This window comes from Bacillus sp. JJ1474, from assembly GCF_036965225.1.
Lineage (GTDB): Bacteria > Bacillota > Bacilli > Bacillales > Cytobacillaceae > Cytobacillus.
Genome location: NZ_JBALPC010000107.1, coordinates 1 through 18548 on the forward strand (window position 1 = coordinate 1; position 18548 = coordinate 18548).

General features: G+C 38.0%; 16 protein-coding genes. 2 read left to right on the forward strand and 14 right to left on the reverse strand.

The window, feature by feature from the left end; all coding sequences use genetic code 11:
- Positions 1-39: 39 nt before the first annotated feature.
- From mtaB to gpr, 12 genes are all read right to left on the reverse strand, one after another.
- Positions 40-1395: a tRNA (N(6)-L-threonylcarbamoyladenosine(37)-C(2))-methylthiotransferase MtaB gene (mtaB, locus tag V7164_RS14485; RefSeq protein WP_335346048.1), complete on the reverse strand. Its 1356-nt coding sequence runs from the start codon at positions 1393-1395 to the stop codon at positions 40-42.
- A gap of 6 nt (positions 1396-1401) precedes the next feature.
- Entirely contained in the window at positions 1402-2151 is a 750-nt protein-coding gene (locus tag V7164_RS14490; RefSeq protein WP_335354434.1) for a 16S rRNA (uracil(1498)-N(3))-methyltransferase, read from the reverse strand.
- Positions 2152-2263: 112 nt separating this feature from the next.
- Entirely contained in the window at positions 2264-3202 is a 939-nt protein-coding gene (prmA, locus tag V7164_RS14495; protein WP_335354435.1) for a 50S ribosomal protein L11 methyltransferase, read from the reverse strand.
- 19 nt (positions 3203-3221) lie between these two features.
- A complete protein-coding gene (gene dnaJ / locus V7164_RS14500) occupies positions 3222-4343 on the reverse strand; it encodes a molecular chaperone DnaJ (protein ID WP_335354436.1) in 1122 nt (373 codons plus the stop codon).
- 119 nt (positions 4344-4462) lie between these two features.
- A complete protein-coding gene (gene dnaK / locus V7164_RS14505; RefSeq protein WP_335346870.1) occupies positions 4463-6295 on the reverse strand; it encodes a molecular chaperone DnaK in 1833 nt (610 codons plus the stop codon).
- Between the two features lie 27 nt (positions 6296-6322).
- Positions 6323-6937, reverse strand: a complete 615-nt coding sequence (grpE, locus tag V7164_RS14510; protein ID WP_335346871.1) for a nucleotide exchange factor GrpE — start codon at positions 6935-6937, stop codon at positions 6323-6325.
- A gap of 98 nt (positions 6938-7035) precedes the next feature.
- Complete coding sequence (gene hrcA, locus V7164_RS14515; protein WP_335346872.1) at positions 7036-8067, reverse strand: heat-inducible transcriptional repressor HrcA; 1032 nt, start codon at positions 8065-8067, stop codon at positions 7036-7038.
- A 100-nt stretch (positions 8068-8167) separates the two neighbouring features.
- Complete coding sequence (hemW, locus tag V7164_RS14520; protein WP_335354437.1) at positions 8168-9301, reverse strand: radical SAM family heme chaperone HemW; 1134 nt, start codon at positions 9299-9301, stop codon at positions 8168-8170.
- 98 nt (positions 9302-9399) lie between these two features.
- Complete coding sequence (gene lepA, locus V7164_RS14525; RefSeq protein WP_438824001.1) at positions 9400-11235, reverse strand: translation elongation factor 4; 1836 nt, start codon at positions 11233-11235, stop codon at positions 9400-9402.
- A gap of 230 nt (positions 11236-11465) precedes the next feature.
- Positions 11466-11810 (reverse strand): YqxA family protein, encoded by a 345-nt coding sequence (locus tag V7164_RS14530; RefSeq protein WP_335346874.1) that lies wholly within the window; start codon positions 11808-11810, stop codon positions 11466-11468.
- Positions 11811-11829: 19 nt separating this feature from the next.
- Positions 11830-13035, reverse strand: a complete 1206-nt coding sequence (spoIIP, locus tag V7164_RS14535; protein ID WP_335354438.1) for a stage II sporulation protein P — start codon at positions 13033-13035, stop codon at positions 11830-11832.
- Positions 13036-13102: 67 nt separating this feature from the next.
- On the reverse strand, positions 13103-14227 hold the full coding sequence (gene gpr / locus V7164_RS14540; protein WP_335354439.1) for a GPR endopeptidase: 1125 nt from the start codon (positions 14225-14227) through the stop codon (positions 13103-13105).
- 242 nt (positions 14228-14469) lie between these two features.
- Between gpr and rpsT the strand changes: the two genes are divergently transcribed.
- A complete protein-coding gene (rpsT, locus tag V7164_RS14545) occupies positions 14470-14736 on the forward strand; it encodes a 30S ribosomal protein S20 (protein ID WP_335346877.1) in 267 nt (88 codons plus the stop codon).
- A 66-nt stretch (positions 14737-14802) separates the two neighbouring features.
- On the opposite strand, the gene holA is transcribed toward rpsT, so the two are convergent.
- Complete coding sequence (holA, locus tag V7164_RS14550; RefSeq protein ID WP_335354440.1) at positions 14803-15828, reverse strand: DNA polymerase III subunit delta; 1026 nt, start codon at positions 15826-15828, stop codon at positions 14803-14805.
- A 367-nt stretch (positions 15829-16195) separates the two neighbouring features.
- Between holA and V7164_RS14555 the strand changes: the two genes are divergently transcribed.
- Complete coding sequence (locus V7164_RS14555; RefSeq protein ID WP_315665644.1) at positions 16196-16330, forward strand: YqzM family protein; 135 nt, start codon at positions 16196-16198, stop codon at positions 16328-16330.
- Positions 16331-16401: 71 nt separating this feature from the next.
- On the opposite strand, the gene V7164_RS14560 is transcribed toward V7164_RS14555, so the two are convergent.
- Positions 16402-18548: DNA internalization-related competence protein ComEC/Rec2 (locus tag V7164_RS14560; protein ID WP_335354441.1), on the reverse strand; the 2147-nt coding region annotated here is incomplete at its 5' end.

Sequence of the window (18548 nt, forward strand, 5' to 3'; positions counted from 1 at the left end):
CGATTAGCTCTTTACATATTATCATTTAATTAGAATGTTTTATACTGCTGCTTCTTCTTCACAATTTTCCAGTTCATCTAATACTCGGACAAATTGTCCATCGTTATATGGGTATCCGGCTTTTGTGATTTTTACTTTCACAATTTTTCCGACCATTTCTTCAGTTGCTTGGAAAACAACTTTAAGATAATTATCAGTATAGCCGACATATAGTCCGCCTTCCTGCTGTTCCTTGAATTCTTCCTCAGGAATGACTTCCAAAACCTCTCCCTCAAATTGGGATGCGTATTCTTTTGCAAGCTGGTCAGATAAAGAAATTAAGCGATGAACACGTTCATTCTTCACTTCTTCGTCTATTTGATCTTCCATTCTGGCTGCTGGCGTTCCTGTTCGTTTAGAGTAAGGGAAAACATGCAGCTCTGAGAATTTATGTTCTTTAATAAAATTATACGTTTCCATAAATTCCTCTTCTGTTTCACCTGGGAAGCCGACAATGACATCAGAAGTAACTGCTAAACCTGGGAGAGCTTCTTTTAAGCGATCTAGACGTTCGCCGAAGAACTCCATTGTATATTTTCTGCGCATTCTTTTTAGAACCGTATTTGACCCTGACTGCAGCGGGATATGAAGATGTCTTACGATCATGTTAGATTGATTAATAACCTCAATAACTTCGTCCGTAATCTGGCTAGCTTCTATAGAGGAGATTCTGATTCGCTTTAATCCCTTTACTTGTGCTTCTAAATCACGAAGGAGCATTGCCAAGTTATAATCTTTCATGTCCTCTCCGTAGCCGCCTGTATGAATACCTGTTAAGACAATTTCTTTATAGCCAGCATCCACTAATTGCTGTGCCTGGCGAATAACTTCTTGCGGGTCTCTTGAACGCATTAATCCGCGTGCCCAAGGAATGATACAAAATGTGCAGAAGTTATTACAGCCTTCTTGTATTTTAAGGGAAGCACGTGTACGATCTGTAAAAGCAGGCACATCAAGCTCTTCATATACGCGGCTTTTCATAATATTGCCTACCCCGTTAATCGGCTGGCGTTCTTGCTTGTATTGAGCGATATAATCTAGCATTTTCACGCGATCCTGCGTTCCTACTACGATATCAACCCCTGGGATGGCCATAATTTCTGCTGGAGAGGTTTGGGCATAACAGCCTGTCACACAAATAACCGCATCCGGGTTTTTTCGAATCGCTCTACGGATAACCTGACGGCTTTTCTTATCTCCGGTATTCGTAACCGTACAAGTATTAATGACATAAACATCGGACATTGATTCAAAATCGACCCGATCATATCCTGTTTCTTTAAATAATTGCCAAATGGCCTCTGTTTCATAATGATTCACTTTACAGCCAAGTGTATGAAATGCAACTGTAGGCATATTTTTTCACTCCATTAGTTCAAAATGATAGGAAACAGCTGATAGTGCATAAAGCGGTGCCGTTTCCGTTCTTAATATCCGTGGACCTAACCCGCAAGCCTGAAAACCGTTTTCTTTTAATAAAGAGACTTCCTGCTCAGTTAATCCGCCCTCAGGTCCAAATACGATCATAAGTGATTGGCCATGTTGAATGTTAGCCATGGTTTTATATAGTTGAGATTTCTCTCCTTGCTTCGCTTCTTCTTCAAAAGCAATCAGCTTATAGTCATACTTCTCGCTTGCTTTAATTAAAGCTTTCATATTTTGAGGAGCCATGACTTCAGGTAAAATGGTTCGATGAGACTGCTCAGCCGCTTCTTTGGCAATTTTCTGCCACCGTTCGACTTTCTTTGCGCCCTTTTTCTCATCCCATTTTACTACTGAGCGTGCTGAAATAAAAGGGATAAATCGATATGCTCCAAGTTCAGTTCCCTTTTGGATAATCCATTCCAGCTTATCCCCTTTAGGCAATCCGCTCACAATTGTTATATAGATCGGCAATTCAGGGGACCCTTCTTCCCATTTTACAACTTCTGCAATCACTTTTTCAGCGGTAATTTCTACAATTGAGCAAACAGCACTTTTTTTCAGGGGATCTACACAAATCAGCTGATCGCCTTCCTTCATTCTCATTACGCGAACAATGTGGTGATAATCATCATCTGTAATAGTGAAACAATTATCAATCGCAGATTGATTAACAAAATAACGCTGCAAAATGGACACCCTCTTTTCTGCCTTCTTCTATTATTAACGTATAAAAAGAGGGAACATATAGAAGGCTCCCCCTTTTCTAAAATGAATTCATAATTATGTTCTAACTTCCGTGCTAATTTCTTCTGCCGATTAACGCAACCCAATCTTCCATTTGAATCGTTTCTTCGATTTGGAATCCCGCTGTAATCATTGCATCCTTCACTTCTTGTTTTTTCTGCAGGATAATGCCTGATGCAATAAAGAAGCCGTCTTTTTTCACGACTGTAGCAACATCATTAGTAAATCTGAGAATAACCTCAGCTAATATATTTGCTACTACAACGTCTGCCTTTCCGGTGATTCCATCAAGCAGATTATTTTGTGCAACATTTACAATATCATGAACTTTATTCAATTCAATATTTTCCCGGGCAGAGTTCACAGCAACCTCATCGAGATCAAGTGCTGTAACTTTTTCAGCACCAAGCATGGCAACTGCAATGCTTAGTACACCTGAGCCGGTACCAACATCGATAATGTTGTCTCCCTTTTTTACGGTTCTTTCTAACGCTTGAATACACATTACTGTAGTAGGATGAGTACCAGTTCCAAATGCCATCCCTGGGTCAAGCTCAATGAGTAATTCATCACTGGAAACAGGGGTGTATTCTTCCCAGCTTGGAACGATTGTAAATCTTTCAGAAATTTTTACTGGATGGTAATATTTCTTCCAGGCAGTTGCCCATTCCTCTTCATTAACTTCACTGATGCTAATATCATTTTTGCCAATATCGATATTATATAAAAGGAGATTATTGATTTCTTCTTTAATTCCATCTATCGTTTCTGCAAGAAAACTATTTACAGGCAAATAAGCTTTGACGATAACCCCTTCTTCTGGATAGTCTAATGGATTGAGCTGGTAGATTTCACCGAATTGATCTTTTCTTTCCTTTTTAAGTTCTAATGGATCTTCAATGACAACTCCGCTTGCTCCTGCTTCATGCAGGATATTTGAAATTGGTTCTACTGCCTCATTTGTCGTATGAATACTGATCTCTGACCATTTCAATGTTTCCAACTCCATTCCATTAATCGCCCTTAAATGCACGCTTTACTTTATCAAAAAAGCTTTCCTCTTGTTCTCCTTGTGGTACTTGACCACTTATCTCTGCAAATTCATGCAGCAGCTGTTTCTGTTTTTCTGACAGCTTTGTTGGGGTTACAATACGAACGATGATATGCTGATCGCCTTTGCCATACCCTCTTACATTTTGGATCCCTTTTTCCTTTAAGCGGAACTTTGTGCCTGTTTGCGTGCCGGCTGGGACTTTTAATTTTATCTTTCCATACAGAGTCGGTACCTCTACCTCATCCCCTATAGCAGCCTGAACAAAGGTGATTGGCATTTCACAATAGACATCATCGCCATCACGTTCGAAAAATTCATGAGAGCGAACATGGAAAACAACGTATAAATCTCCGGAAGGGCCTCCATTTACGCCAGGCTCTCCTTGACCAGATACTCTGAGCTGTTGTCCGTCATCAATACCCGCTGGAATTTTAACTGCTATTTTTTTGCGTTTTTTTACTTTTCCATCCCCGCCGCAAGTGGAACATTTATGCTTAATCTGTTTACCAGTACCATTACATTGGTGACAAGTTCTGCGATTTACAATTTTACCAAAAGGCGTATTTTGTTCCATATTAATCTGTCCAGAACCATGACATTGTCCGCATGTTTCAGGCTTTGTCCCTGACTTTGCACCTGATCCGTTACAAGTTTCACAAGTTTCTTCGCGAGGAATTTCAATTTCTGTTTCCTTGCCAAAAACTGCGTCCTCAAAAGATAAAGTCATTGTGTATTGTAAATCAGCACCTTGCCGTGGCGCATTTGGATCTCTTCTGCGTGATCCGCCGCCGCCGAAGAAAGTACTAAAAATGTCTTCAAAGCCGCCGAATCCTTCAAAACCGCCGCCGCCAAAACCCTGATTAGGGTCAGTATGGCCGAATTGATCGTAATGAGCGCGCTTTTGGTCATCACTTAAAACTTCATATGCTTCTGTTACTTCTTTAAATTTCTCATCTGCATCTGGTTCTTTATTAATGTCTGGATGATATTGTTTGGATAGCTTTCGATAAGCTTTTTTTAATTCATCCTTGGATGCCCCTTTACTGACACCAAGGACTTCATAGTAATCCCTTTTACTCATTGATTACCACTCCCCGAATCTTTTCACATAAAGATTATTTTAACAGTTATTATTCAAAAATAAAAGTCAAAGTCAAGAATGACCTGACTTTGACTTTTCATCATTTAAGATTTTGAGACTTATTTATCGTCTTTAACCTCTTCGAATTCTGCGTCAACTACATTGTCATCGCTGCTTTTACCTTCTTGGCCCTCGGCCCCTTGCGCTCCTTGAGCTTGTTTAGCAGCTTCTTCATAAAGCTTCATTGTCAATGCTTGAACGATTTCTTGTAAAGCATCTTTCTTCACTTTAATTTCTTCTAAATCATTCTTTTCAATGGCAGCTTTTAAAGCATCTTTTGCTTCATTTGCTTTTGCCACTTCAGCTTCATCTACTTTACCTTCAAGATCCTTCATTGTTTTTTCAGTAGTGAAAACGAGTTGATCTGCTTCATTCCGAAGCTCTACTTCTTCCTTACGCTTCTTGTCTGCTTCCGCATTCTCTTCAGCTTCTCTTACCATTTTTTCGATTTCTTCATCAGATAAACCTGTTGAAGATTTAATTGTAATTGCTTGTTCTTTATTTGTGCCTAGATCTTTTGCACGAACATTTACAATACCGTTTTTATCGATATCAAAAGTCACTTCGATTTGAGGTATTCCTCTAGGTGCAGGAGGAATATCTCCAAGTTGGAAGCGGCCCAATGTTTTATTGTCTGCTGACATTGGACGCTCACCTTGTAGAACATGAATATCTACAGCTGACTGATTATCAGCAGCAGTCGAGAACACTTGTGATTTAGATGTTGGGATTGTTGTATTACGGTCAATTAGCTTCGTAAATACGCCACCCATAGTTTCGATACCAAGTGAAAGTGGTGTAACGTCTAATAGGACAACATCCTTAACATCACCAGAGATTACTCCACCTTGGATTGCTGCACCCATCGCTACTACTTCATCAGGGTTAACACCTTTATGAGGCTCCTTGCCCGTTTCTTTCTTGATCGCTTCTTGAACGGCAGGAATACGAGTTGAACCACCAACAAGAATAATCTTATCAATTTCAGAAGGTGAAAGTCCTGCATCTTTTAATGCTTGACGAGTAGGGCCCATAGTACGTTCAACTAAATCTGCTGTAAGCTCATCAAATTTAGCTCTTGTTAATGTTACTTCAAGGTGTAAAGGACCTGCTTCCCCTGCTGTAATGAATGGCAAGGAAATTTGAGTAGAAGTGACTCCAGATAAATCCTTTTTCGCTTTTTCAGCTGCATCCTTTAAACGCTGAGTAGCCATTTTATCTTTTGAAAGATCGATGGCATTTTCTTTTTTGAATTCCTGAACTAAATAGTCGATTATCGCTTGGTCAAAATCATCACCGCCAAGACGGTTATCACCAGCTGTAGCTTTTACATCGAATACACCGTCTCCCAGTTCAAGAATGGATACGTCAAACGTTCCTCCACCAAGGTCAAATACAAGAATTGTTTGATCTTCATCTGTCTTATCCATACCATAAGCTAAAGCAGCAGCTGTAGGCTCATTAATAATACGTTCAACTTCAAGACCAGCAATTGTTCCAGCATCTTTTGTAGCTTGGCGTTCAGCATCATTAAAATATGCTGGAACTGTAACAACCGCTTTCGTTACTTTTTCACCAAGATACTCTTCAGCATATGATTTTAAGTGTTGAAGAATAACAGCTGAAATTTCTTGAGGAGTATACGGTTTTCCTTCAGCCTCTACCTTAAAATCTGTTCCCATATGACGCTTAACAGACATAATCGTATGTGGATTCGTAATCGCTTGACGTTTTGCCACTTCCCCAACTTGACGCTCCCCATTTTTGAAAGAAACGACAGAAGGAGTTGTGCGGTTACCCTCTGGATTTGGAATAACTTTTGCCTCTCCGCCTTCTAAAACGGAAACACATGAGTTTGTAGTACCTAAATCGATTCCAATGATTTTGCTCATGTTTCTTACCTCCCGAAAATATGTATCTTATGAATTTACTTTTACCATAGCCGGACGGATCACTCTGTCCTTTAAAATATAGCCTTTTTGGAATTCCTCTACTACAGTATTTGACTCGAAGCCTTCCAACTCAGCTTGCATCACTGCTTGATGGACTTGAGGATCAAATTCCTTTCCAACAGCTTCAATCTGTTCTGCTCCTTCATTTTTCAGAGCTTCCAGCAAGCTGCGATAAACCATTTCCATTCCTTGAAGAACGGATTTCACTTGTTCATTATCAGATTCCATTTGCAGCGCTCTCTCAAAATTATCGATAGCAGGCAGCAAATCAGAAATTAACTTTTGAGCTCTATATTTTTCAGACGATTCAAGATCTAATCTTGCTCTCCGTCTGGAATTATCAAAATCGGCTTGAAGACGATAGTAACGGTTTTCTATATCAGCTAGTTTGGCCTCTAACTCAACCGTTTTTTCCTGAGCTTTCACAAGTTGTTCTTCTAAAGAAGCTTCTTCAGAAAGTTCGTTCACTGCTTCTGTATCATCAGAATGGGCTGCAGTTTCCGTTTCAGAAACATCAGTCTCATCAGCTTGATCAGAATTTTGGATTGTTTCTTCTTCTAAAATATTTTTTTCATCTGCCAATTTATTCACCTCCCTTTAAGTACAAATAAATAAACACAAGGAAAGGGATGGGGGTCTTGACCCTGAGGGGCCCCCACCCTTAGTCAATATTTCCAACGTCAATCACTTTGATACAGCTTCGTCAATACTGCTGAAAGGTCTGTGCTAATATAGTCCAATAAACTAATTACACGGGAATATTCCATCCTTGTAGGACCTAATATAGCAATGGTCCCTAGTTGTTCAGCACCCATTGAATATGTTGCTGTAATTAAACTGCAATTTTCCATAGCTGTATTATTATTTTCTTTGCCTATTTTGACATTAATTCCTGACTTGTTTTTTCGAATTAGCTCATAAATGCTATCTTCGTGTTCAATCATATCCATTAAATTTTTTATTTTTTCAATGTCATGAAATTCAGGCTGACTAAGCATATTTGATTTCCCGCCAAAGAATAGCTTCTCGTGAGCTGGGATCTTTAGTGTATCTGCGATAGAATGCAGAATATAATCATAATTAGTAATATGCTGCCTTAGAAGAATAGCTACTTCTTTATAGATTTTTTCATTCAAGCTTTCAATTGGAGCGCCAGCTAAGCGATCATTCAAAATATTGACCAGTTTTTCAAGATCACCGGAATTCATTGTTTCAGGAAGATGAAACATTCGATTCTCGACATGACCAGAATCAGTGACAATGATCGCAATGGCTGTCTGATTATTTAAAGGAACGATTTGAATTCTCTTTAATTTATTATCTTTAACAGCGGGGCCTAACACAATTGAAGTATAGTTAGTCAGTTCCGATAATATTTTAGCTGACCTCTGTACAATCTTTTCAAGTTCAAAAATTCTTTCGGCAAATACAGACTTTAACTTATGGATATCCTGCTGATTTAGCTTTTGAGGAGAAAGCAAATGATCCACATAATAGCGATACCCTTTTTCGGAAGGAATTCTTCCGGATGAGGTATGTGTTTTTTCAATAAACCCCAGCTCTTCTAAATCAGACATTTCGTTTCGAATTGTCGCAGAACTAAATGTAATTTTGTCCTTTTTCGACAAACTTCTTGAACCGACTGGCTGCGCAGATTGAATAAAATCATCAACAATAACCTGAAAGATCAATAATTGGCGATCAGTCAACACAATTATCACCTCTGTTAGCACTCTTTAGATGTGAGTGCTAATTCTACTAATAAATTATCAAATCAATGGTTTGGTGTCAATAAAAACGAGATGTGATTTTTTATCTTAGAAAGAACTGAAAAACTTCATTTCCAAGGTACCGTCCTTTTTTCGATAATTGAATCTGATTTTCAGTAACGATGATCCATTCACGATTTTTTAATTCTTTCAATTCCTCTTTAAATAATTCGACAGGATTTTCACCAAATTTCTCGATAAAGCGAGAAATGGCTACGCCTGCTGTTTTTCTTAGACCTAAAAACATTTCTTCTTCAATCTGCTCAGTCCGTGTAACATGGCTTTCTTCGAGTATAGGCAATCTCCCCATCTTCAATGAGTCCATATACTTTTTTAATGGTCCATGATTGGAAACACGTTTGCCATTAACATACCCATGTGCTCCAGCACCAAATCCGTAATACCACTCATTATTCCAATAAGTTAGATTATGTTTGCTCTCAAATCCTGGTTTAGAGAAGTTACTGATTTCATATTGGTTGAAACCATGTTTATCCATCTCTTCCATTAATATTTTGAACATTTCTGTTTCTGTGTCTTCTCCTGGAGATTGGAGCTTTCCTTTTTTCATTAAGTTATAGAATACGGTTTTGGGCTCGATAATTAGAGAATAACCAGAATAGTGGTCAATATCTAACGTGAAAGAAGTCTCTAATGTTTCTCTGAAATCAGACACTGTTTGTCCAGGCAAGCTATAGATTAAATCAATGCTAATATTTTCGAACCCTATTTTTTTTGCAGCTTCAACAGATTGAAAAACATCTTTTGCCCGATGCACCCTGCCAATTTTCTTAAGCAGTTCTTCATTAAAAGTCTGTACCCCGAAGCTAATTCTATTAACTCCTGCTTCGTAAAGAATACGAAGTTTTTCTTCTGAGAGGTCACCGGGATTTGCCTCAAACGTAAACTCCGTTTGTTCGTTGTATGGCAGGCGGTCTTTTATGATTCGGCAAAGCATATCAAGCTGCTGTTCATTTAATGCAGTTGGCGTGCCTCCCCCGACAAAAATGGAATTTAATTGGACAGCAGGGGAATCAATTAATGTTAGCTCCATTTCTTTATTTAATGAATTAAGATACTCATCAACAGGCTGCCCTTCGAGAAACACTTTATTAAAATCACAATAGTGGCAAATATGCTCACAGAAAGGGATATGAATATAGGCTGCTTTTATCATTATTAACACACCCTTATTATTTATTTCATTAAAAAAGAGGCCGGAGCCGCTTTTATTTTGACAGCATTTCCAACCTCCTTTTATAGAATCTATCTATTTTACTTCTTTTTGTTGGTATCGTCCATTTTCAAAACAGCCATGAAAGCTTCTTGAGGAACTTCTACCGATCCTACTTGCTTCATGCGTTTCTTACCTTCTTTTTGCTTTTCCAGCAGCTTACGTTTACGGGAAATGTCTCCACCGTAACACTTCGCTAATACATTTTTCCCCATTGACTTAATGGTTGAACGAGCAATTATCTTCTGGCCAATTGCCGCTTGGACCGGAACCTCGAATTGCTGGCGTGGAATAAGTTCCTTCAGTTTTTCTACAATTATCTTTCCACGGTCATATGAGAAATCTTTATGGACAATAAAGCTCAATGCGTCAACTTTTTCTCCGTTTAAAAGGATATCCATTTTAACAAGCTTGGATGGCTTATAACCAATTAACTCATAGTCAAAGGAAGCATATCCTTTTGTATTTGATTTAAGCTGATCAAAGAAATCATAAACAATTTCTGATAATGGAATTTCATAAGTAATATTAACACGAGTCTCATCCATATACTGCATATTAATAAAGATTCCGCGTTTTTCTTGGCAAAGCTCCATAATCGCTCCAACATAGTCATTTGGCGCCATCATGGTTGCTTTTACATATGGCTCCTCAACGCGTTCAATTTTTTGCGGATCTGGCATTTTGGATGGGTTATCAATTTTAATATTGGAGCCATCTGTCAAAATGACATCATATATTACACTTGGTGCTGTTGTAATTAAATCGATTTTGAATTCACGCTCGATACGCTCTTGGATAATCTCCATATGAAGGAGTCCTAAAAATCCGCAGCGGAAGCCGAACCCGAGAGCCTGAGATGTTTCGGGCTCGAATTGTAAAGCCGAGTCATTAAGTTCAAGTTTCTCTAAAGCTTCACGAAGATCATTAAATTTGGCACTGTCGATTGGATATAATCCACAAAAAACCATCGGATTCAATTTACGGTATCCAGGAAGAGGCTCGGTTGCGCCATTTTTTGCATTTGTAATGGTATCACCCACACGAGTATCGCCAACATTTTTGATTGCTGCGGTTAAGAACCCTACATCCCCAACAGTCAGCTCTTCACGGACTTGTGCTTTTGGGGAAAAGACGCCAACTTCAACTACATCGAATTCCTTGCCAGTTGCCATCATTTTAATTTTGTCCCCAGCTTTTACTGTTCCTTCGACTACTCGGATATAAGCTACAACTCCACGGTAAGCATCGAATAACGAGTCAAAAATAAGTGCTTTTAGAGGGGCGTCCGGATCCCCTGTTGGTGCAGGAACCTTTTCTACGATCTGTTCTAAAATGTCCTCAATACCGATGCCAGCTTTAGCGGAAGCAAGAACAGCCTCAGAAGCATCAAGACCGATTACTTCTTCTATTTCATTCCTTACACGCTCTGGGTCAGCACTAGGAAGGTCTATTTTATTAATGACCGGCACAATTTCTAAATCATTATCAATTGCTAAATACACGTTTGCTAGTGTCTGTGCTTCAATCCCTTGTGCTGCATCGACAACTAGAATGGCACCCTCACATGCTGCCAAACTGCGGGACACTTCATAAGTGAAGTCGACGTGCCCTGGTGTATCGATTAAATGAAAGGTGTAAGTTTCTCCATCTTTCGCATTATATTTTAATTGAACTGAATTTAGCTTTATTGTAATGCCTCGTTCTCTTTCTAAATCCATAGAATCTAGCAGCTGATCCTTCATTTCTCTTGACGTTAAAGTATTCGTCTTTTCTAATATTCGGTCAGCTAAAGTGGATTTTCCATGATCGATATGAGCGATAATAGAAAAATTCCGTATCTTTGATTGTCTATTAAGTCTATCTTCTCTGTTCATTATTTCACTCCTACATAGAAAAGCGCATGCGCTCTTTGCGCCAGTGTAAAACATCTAATAAAAAATATCTTCCTTTTAACGCACAAAATATGCACTATTTTTAGATTATAGCAGTCCGTTTATGAAGATTCAATGCCAGTGGCTGATTAATATACGATGAAACAAAAAATAAGTTTCACTTCGGATGTATTCTAGTATAAAACAAAAAAGGCCGCATCGCTGCAGCCGCATTATTTTTCTCTTATTAAATCGGTTATGAAATGTACCACGTCTTCAGTCATAGTAGATATGCCTTCAGATAGCTTCTTACCCATTGTTGAAAAAAAGTTATAGGCTTTCATTTCCTCCAGCTTCGCTTTTTTCTGCTCGAGGTCATGACTAGAAACATCATTGCCTAAAATGGATGCTTGCAGACCTCCACTGTCATTCTCCTGTAAGGTAAATGCTCCTTTGAAATTTGCATCATTATAGCCTTTCATCTTTGTTATCCCTTCACTAGCCTGCTGCATGCTAAATAATACAACAATAAACATGAGTATTGTAAGGAAAAAGGTCTTCAACATAAACCATTTCATAACTGATCACCTATCTATACTATTTCTTTTCAGACTGTTCTTGTACAGTATTACTAACACTTTCTGCTTGCCAAAAAAATTCGCTAAATACGTCTGCTAGTGCCTCTGCCGACCGATTTAATTCTTCAAATGTGTTATCAACACCGCCAAATTCAATTAATATGGCATTTTCTGATAAATCCTGATTATATATACCGTTATTGCCCGATCCTTGCTGCGGCAGAACCCCTCTGCTTAAACCTTTGTATTTTTCCTCGAGTCTTTTATGCAATTCATTGGCTAAACGTGCATTCTTTTCATAATTCGGATGCTCTGTTCCAATGACGAAAGCTAGCTTTGCATATGGTTTTCCATTAATCTCTTTCGTTGTATCATTTTTTCTATGGGAATCCCTATGAATATCAATTAAATAAGTCAAATTTCGGTCATTACTCGTTGCTGCTTGAACAACTGATCTAGATTCTTGATAGGATCGCCAATAATCCCATCCTTTTTCATTCAATTTTGCTTGTATATTCGTCTTTTCAACAGTTGTCCCGATCCCTTTACTCTCTAGTTCTTCCTTTAGCTTATCGCCAATTTTAGTAACATTTAATTGGGAATGATGAGCCAAATTAGGATTAGTCACATCCTTTAAATACGGAAGGAAGGATTCCGTATTATGGGAAAAATACAAATAAACGACTTTTCTATCTCCTGTAGTGTTTATGGATGGTTCTGCTGTTTTTTCTCCGCTTGGCTTCTCTAAATCCTCGATATTCTGAAGTGTAGCTTGCTGTTCAGCCCTAAGGAGCTCAATGGGCGGGGCGGATTCAAATGGCATATTCGTATAATTCGTGCCTTCACCCGCGACTAAAATTTCCTTGTCATATATAGAGAAATAGGGTAATTCCCTGCCCAATAAACTTCTTGGATCATCTAAATTGATATTAGTAGAAAGTTTAAATAACATGTTCATGATGGTTGGGGAGCCCGTCTTCTCGTCCAAGCTTTGCATAAAATGATGGTTTTCCCAACCAAGGAAATGATAGAGCATTTCTCCTGTTATTTTATTAGCAGCCGTATTTACAGATGATGAGCTGATTCTATATTCGGGTTTTAACACAGTTAAAACACCGCTCAGTGAAAAAATCATAAATAAGAACAGCAGAAAACCGCCAAATATTTTTAGTAAGCTTGTCCCTTGTATAAACACAGCAATTCCGTTCGTTTTAATAGGTTTCATTCTTCCACCTCTCTTTGCTAGTCTAGTAATTCATATGACTTCGCTAGAAAGGATAGAACAGAAATATTTACCTTGTATAAAAACCTGCATTTTCTTGGTCAACATTTTGATGTAATGCCGCGTTTAGCCCATTGGCAAGAAGATTTGCCATATCCTCAATAAAAATATCTACTTCTTTCGGTGTTACCATTAGGTTATGTCCAATCGGAGAGAGGACTTCATATATTAGTTTTCTCTTCTCCTCATCAGGCAATGTTCCAATCATACCAAGGAAAGTTTTTCTATGGTGTTCTTCTGGCAGGTCTTCTTCAGTCAGCTTTCTGCGTTCGCCAAAGCTCATTCCTGCAGGAGCCAACGATCTTGAAGGTCTGTCCCCTTCTCTCATTTCTTTCCCGAAGTGTTTTAGTATATAGTCGATCGTATCACTTGTGATAGATACAGCGTCAACAACAGTTGGAACGCCAATGGCAATGACAGGAATCCCTAATGATTCCTGGCTAATTTCTTTTCGCTTATTTCCAACGCCTGAACCAGGGTGAATTCCAGTGTCTGAAATTTGAATGGTCGAATTTACTCTTTCTAATGAACGAGAGGCAAGTGCATCAATGACAATCACAAAATCTGGTTTTGTTTTATCAACAATTCCAAAGATGATATCACTAGTTTCAATACCTGTTAGCCCCATAACTCCAGGAGCAATAGCACTGACAGGACGATAGCCCTCTTCAACACTTTCAGGCTGTAATTGATAGAGATGTCGCGTGACAAGAAGGTTTTCACAAACTTGCGGTCCAAGAGCATCAGGAGTTACATTCCAATTTCCCAGTCCGACAACTAAACAGGAGGCATCCGCTTTAATACCTAGCTGCTTCAAAAACTGAGCAAGCTCAGAGGCAAATATTTTGACAACTTTTTTTTGCATTGGTGTATCTTGCTGGCGAATGCCTATTGCTTCTAGTGTTAAATATTTTCCTTCTTTTTTCCCTAAAGATTTGGCTCCTTCTTTTGTCACTTCAACATATGATACTTTAATATCATCCTCTTCTTTTTCTTTAATGATAACCCCTTCAATATGCGAAAGATTTTCCTCCTCTTGAATATGTTTATCGCGATCCGCTATGACCATTTCCCGTGCTTCAATAGCCAAATCTGTTCTAATCGAATATTTACTCAAATCCATTGACTCTTCCATATTGAATCCCCCTCGCATCTTTTGCTATAAGTTAGACTATTTACTATTCTTTCCTTTTCTTAGCAAAACATTCAGTAAAACTCCTAACTTAAATTGTCCGAAATTAGGAAAAACTAAGGGAGAGTATTGCAAAATTCCAGCGTGTTTGATAAAATATCACTTGTTCTTAATATTAAATTGTTAATGAATGTTTATGTCGAGTTATAATATAATCTCGATGCTGCCCTCAGGAGGTGAATGGAATGCCAAATATTAAATCTGCTATTAAGCGTGTGAAAACGAACGCATCTAAAAACGCTCAAAACGCTACTGTTAAATCTGCTATGCGTACAGCTGTTAAGAAGGTTGATGCTGCTATCGTTCTTAACGATGCTGCTGCTGCGAAAGAAACTTTCGTTGATGCTGCTCGTAAATTAGACAAAGCCGCTTCTAAAGGTCTTATCCACAAAAACGCTGCTGCTCGTAAAAAGTCTCGTTTAATGAAAAAAATGAACACTTTAAACGCGTAAGCTTGCTTTGGCTATCTTCCTAAAGATAGCCTTTTATTATGCAAAAAAACGACCAATTAGGTCGTTTTAATTTGGTTTACTATGGAGGCGAAACAGAAACATCTCTATTAGCAATTCTTTATTCATACCGCCTGTCTTCATTTGAAAATCTGCATCTGCTAATAATTTCATTATTTGCGCTAGCTCTTTTTCATCAAAAGCTTGAGCCTGTCCTGCAGCTAGCTTAACGCGGAAAGGATGGACCTTTAAGGCCCCTGCAATCTGCTGTTGGCCATATCCTCTTCTAGCTAGCTCCTTTACTTGATAAATCAGCCTAAATTGTCCAGTAATAACAGATAAAATTTTGATCGGCTCTTCATTTTGCTTAAGCAGATCATAATAGATCCGTAAAGCCTCTTCAATTTTCCGTTGTACAATCTTATCTACTAGAGCAAAGATATTTTGCTCTAAAGAACGAGAAACTAATCTTTCAACTAATTGGAAATCAATTCTGTTGCCCGCACCTGAATATAATGCAAGCTTATCCATTTCACTCGTTAGTAAAAACAAATTTGTACCTGCAAGAGTTAGCATGTATTCGACTGCTTCATCTTCTATTTCAACACCATTATAAGCAGCACGTTTTCTAATCCATCCTTTTAACTCCGCTTCATTCAGCTTTTTGGCCTCTAAAACCGCTGCACTTCTTTTTAATTCCTTCGTAAGCTTTTTCCGTTCATCTAATTTTTCATAAGGAGCAATAAAAACAACAATGGAATATGGAGATGGTGCTTTTATATAAGCCTCCAGCTTTGCTAAATTATGCTCAATTTTTTCTTTTATTTTCTCAGATGTCAGAAAAACAGGATTATGTAAAAAAATGAGTCTCTTTTCACCTATAAAAGGCAGTGTCTCCGCATCTTCAAGTGCAGCATCAATCGGTGTTTCTTCTAAATCATAGGAGGAAAGGTTAAAATCCATGTCAGCCTCAGTAAGGATATTGGAAATTAATAACTGCTTTGTTTCATTAATAAGAAATGATTCCGCTCCGTATAATAGAAAAATCGGAGAAAGATTTTTTGCTTTAATTTGCTTCCATAATTCAAAAACCACTGTCTTTCTCTCCGTTCTCATTGGGATATCTTTATCCTAATGAACCTTGTCCAATTTGACAAGTAACAAAGTGTACACAAATGTCCTAGTTGCTCAAACTTTACCATTCATTTTTCAGACCAATTGTAAAGGCAATAAGGAATTGACACGAACCGATCTTGTGCCAATTCCCTCATCTATAATGAACGTCGGAACATGAGGCCTAGGATACTCAAGCCACGACGGTGCATCACTGTATCATTATTGTGACCATTCAAGTTTAACTTATTTGTGACAACTCTTGTCACTAGAGGAAATGCTGTTAGAGGAAAGCTAGATTTTTTGTTCGCTTTAGCTTATACTATAATGGAAATAGGAGGGGTAGACTGTGAATGAATTTGAAAAAGACGTCCAGTATAAACGCAATGATGCTATTGACTCTGGAGTAGGATTTATCGTATCTTTCGGTTTCTTTGCAACGTTATTTATTATTGCAACAGTCGTTAAAGTAGTAGGCTCTTAATGACTACATAGGAAATTTTGGAGGCTGCAAATAGCAGCCTCTTTTTCAATTCCTGATTTATTTACTACATCTTATGGCATTTGCGTAGAAAAGGTTCCTAGGTCTCCTTTAAAATAATAAGTAATGGCTCCATTTAGATCTGTCCGTAATACTTTAATACTTCTTTCATCTAAGCTATTTAGTATTTCTTTGTTTGGGTGGCCGTAACGATTGTTCCTGCCAGCAGAAATAACGGCAAGCTTTGGTTCTATTCGATTTAAGAACGAACTGGAGGTAGATGATTTACTGCCATGGTGACCAACCTTTAATACATCAATTTTTAAATTATGATAACGGCTAATTAATTTTTCTTCCCCGCTCTCCTCCAAATCCCCTGTAAACAGCCATGTTAATCCCCCGATTTTTGTAAACAAAACAATGGAACCATTATTTCTTTCTGACTCCATTTCCGGTTGAGGAGATAAAACTTGAAAATTAACCTTACCTTCCGTCCAGCTATCACCCGATTTTGTAAAATAGTAGGGAATCTTTTTGTTTTTAGCTTTTAATAGGATCACTTTTTCAAGCTCTGAAAGCTCCTCGCTTTTTGGTAAAATAATATTCTTCACTTTCATTTCTTCTATTATTGCAGGTGCGCCTCCTATATGATCTGTATCCCCATGCGTTAAAATAAGCTTATGGATTGTCCTAATTCCCTTGCTCTTTAAATAAGGTACAACCACATCCTTACCAACCTCATATTGATTCTTTCTTAACTTCCACTCCTCTGTATGGAACCTTAATGTACCTCCAGTATCAATTAGGTAGTTCCCCTGACTGTGAGGAAGTCTTATGAAGATGCTTTCCCCCTGCCCAACATCAATAAAGGTAATCTCTCCGTATGGAGATAGAAAATTTACAGAACCATGCAGTAATAATAAGAGGGTCGGCAGGATTAGAATGATCAGAGACTTTTTTATCCCCCTCATTTTCTCCCATAAGGAAAAGTAACAGGGGAAGATGATCAAATAAAGAAACAAAATGATGAAATGGGGCCTTCCTAAAGCAATCGTTGCAAATGGCAATTGAGCTAGCCCCCCAGCAATACTATCCATCCAATAAATAATAAAATTCATTAAATTCACGAGAAAGCTAATGTTCCCGCCAAATAAAAGATGTAAGAGGAAGATGATAAATAAGGCAGGCAATATGAATAATGAAAATAGAGGTACAAACAGAATATTAGCTAGTACAGAGATGAATGAAACTTCAAAAAAATAGTAAAACATGATTGGGGTAGCCGCCAGCTGGCAAATAAAAGAGGTGGCAAATAATAATGAAATCGGATTAGAAAATCGTTTCAAGATAATGGGGGCGGATAATATTAGGGAAAAGCTTACGCCAAAGGATAACTGAAACCCAACATTATAAATAATATAAGGAGAAAAAAAGGTATATAAGATGAAGACAATGCCTATTACATCAATGGTTAAAAGTGAAAAGTTCCTTCCCCATTTTTGTGGAGCTAAAAATATGATCATCATAAAAACAGCACGAATGACAGAAGGGGAAGCACCTGTAATAAGGGCATAGCATGGCAATAATATAAGCAAGGTTGATGTCATTTTCTCTTTTGGCATCCCTGCCCGTATGCCAAGAAAGAAAATCATCCCAAAAAGCATTCCAACATGAAGACCCGATATGGCTAATAAATGAACGATCCCGAGCTTTTGATAGGCGGTTAGGACGTCTTCTTCAATATAATTTCGATCTCCAAACAGCAGAGCAATAGCTAGGGGCGCTGTGTCCTTTGGAAAATAATTATGTATATATTCAATCCCATTTTCTCTAAGTGTACGGAAAAAAGATAGTGGTGTTTCCTTCTGAGGCATACATTTGGAGGGTGTTAAGTAATCTGCTTTTAATATCCAATAAGTATGATTTCGGTAAAGATACTCCTTATAATCAAAAGCATATTGGTTTGTTGAGGAGTATGGCATTTCTAATGAACCTCTGATTGAACAAGCCATCCCTGTTTTTAACCATTTTAGTATATCAGCTTTTTCTTTTTCAGTTTTTATTTTATACGTAAAAATTAGCCTTTCATTATGTTTTAATTCTTTGGCTGTTCCAGTAAATGTATCTCCATCTACCTTTAGATTTTCCTGCAGGTAAACAATAAAATTTGTTTCACCTTGAACTAAACGGCTGAAATTTTCTCTTTCGATCATTTCACTTC

Excerpts from the sequence above, each read along its gene's own strand:
- V7164_RS14530 (WP_335346874.1), bottom strand. The coding sequence starts at position 11,810 with ATGAAATGGTTTATGTTGAAGACCTTTTTCCTTACAATACTCATGTTT.
- rpsT (WP_335346877.1), top strand. The coding sequence starts at position 14,470 with ATGCCAAATATTAAATCTGCTATTAAGCGTGTGAAAACGAACGCATCT.
- dnaK (WP_335346870.1), bottom strand. The coding sequence starts at position 6,295 with ATGAGCAAAATCATTGGAATCGATTTAGGTACTACAAACTCATGTGTT.
- gpr (WP_335354439.1), bottom strand. The coding sequence starts at position 14,227 with ATGGAAGAGTCAATGGATTTGAGTAAATATTCGATTAGAACAGATTTG.
- lepA (WP_438824001.1), bottom strand. The coding sequence starts at position 11,235 with ATGAACAGAGAAGATAGACTTAATAGACAATCAAAGATACGGAATTTT.
- dnaJ (WP_335354436.1), bottom strand. The coding sequence starts at position 4,343 with ATGAGTAAAAGGGATTACTATGAAGTCCTTGGTGTCAGTAAAGGGGCA.
- mtaB (WP_335346048.1), bottom strand. The coding sequence starts at position 1,395 with ATGCCTACAGTTGCATTTCATACACTTGGCTGTAAAGTGAATCATTAT.
- spoIIP (WP_335354438.1), bottom strand. The coding sequence starts at position 13,035 with ATGAAACCTATTAAAACGAACGGAATTGCTGTGTTTATACAAGGGACA.
- hemW (WP_335354437.1), bottom strand. The coding sequence starts at position 9,301 with ATGATAAAAGCAGCCTATATTCATATCCCTTTCTGTGAGCATATTTGC.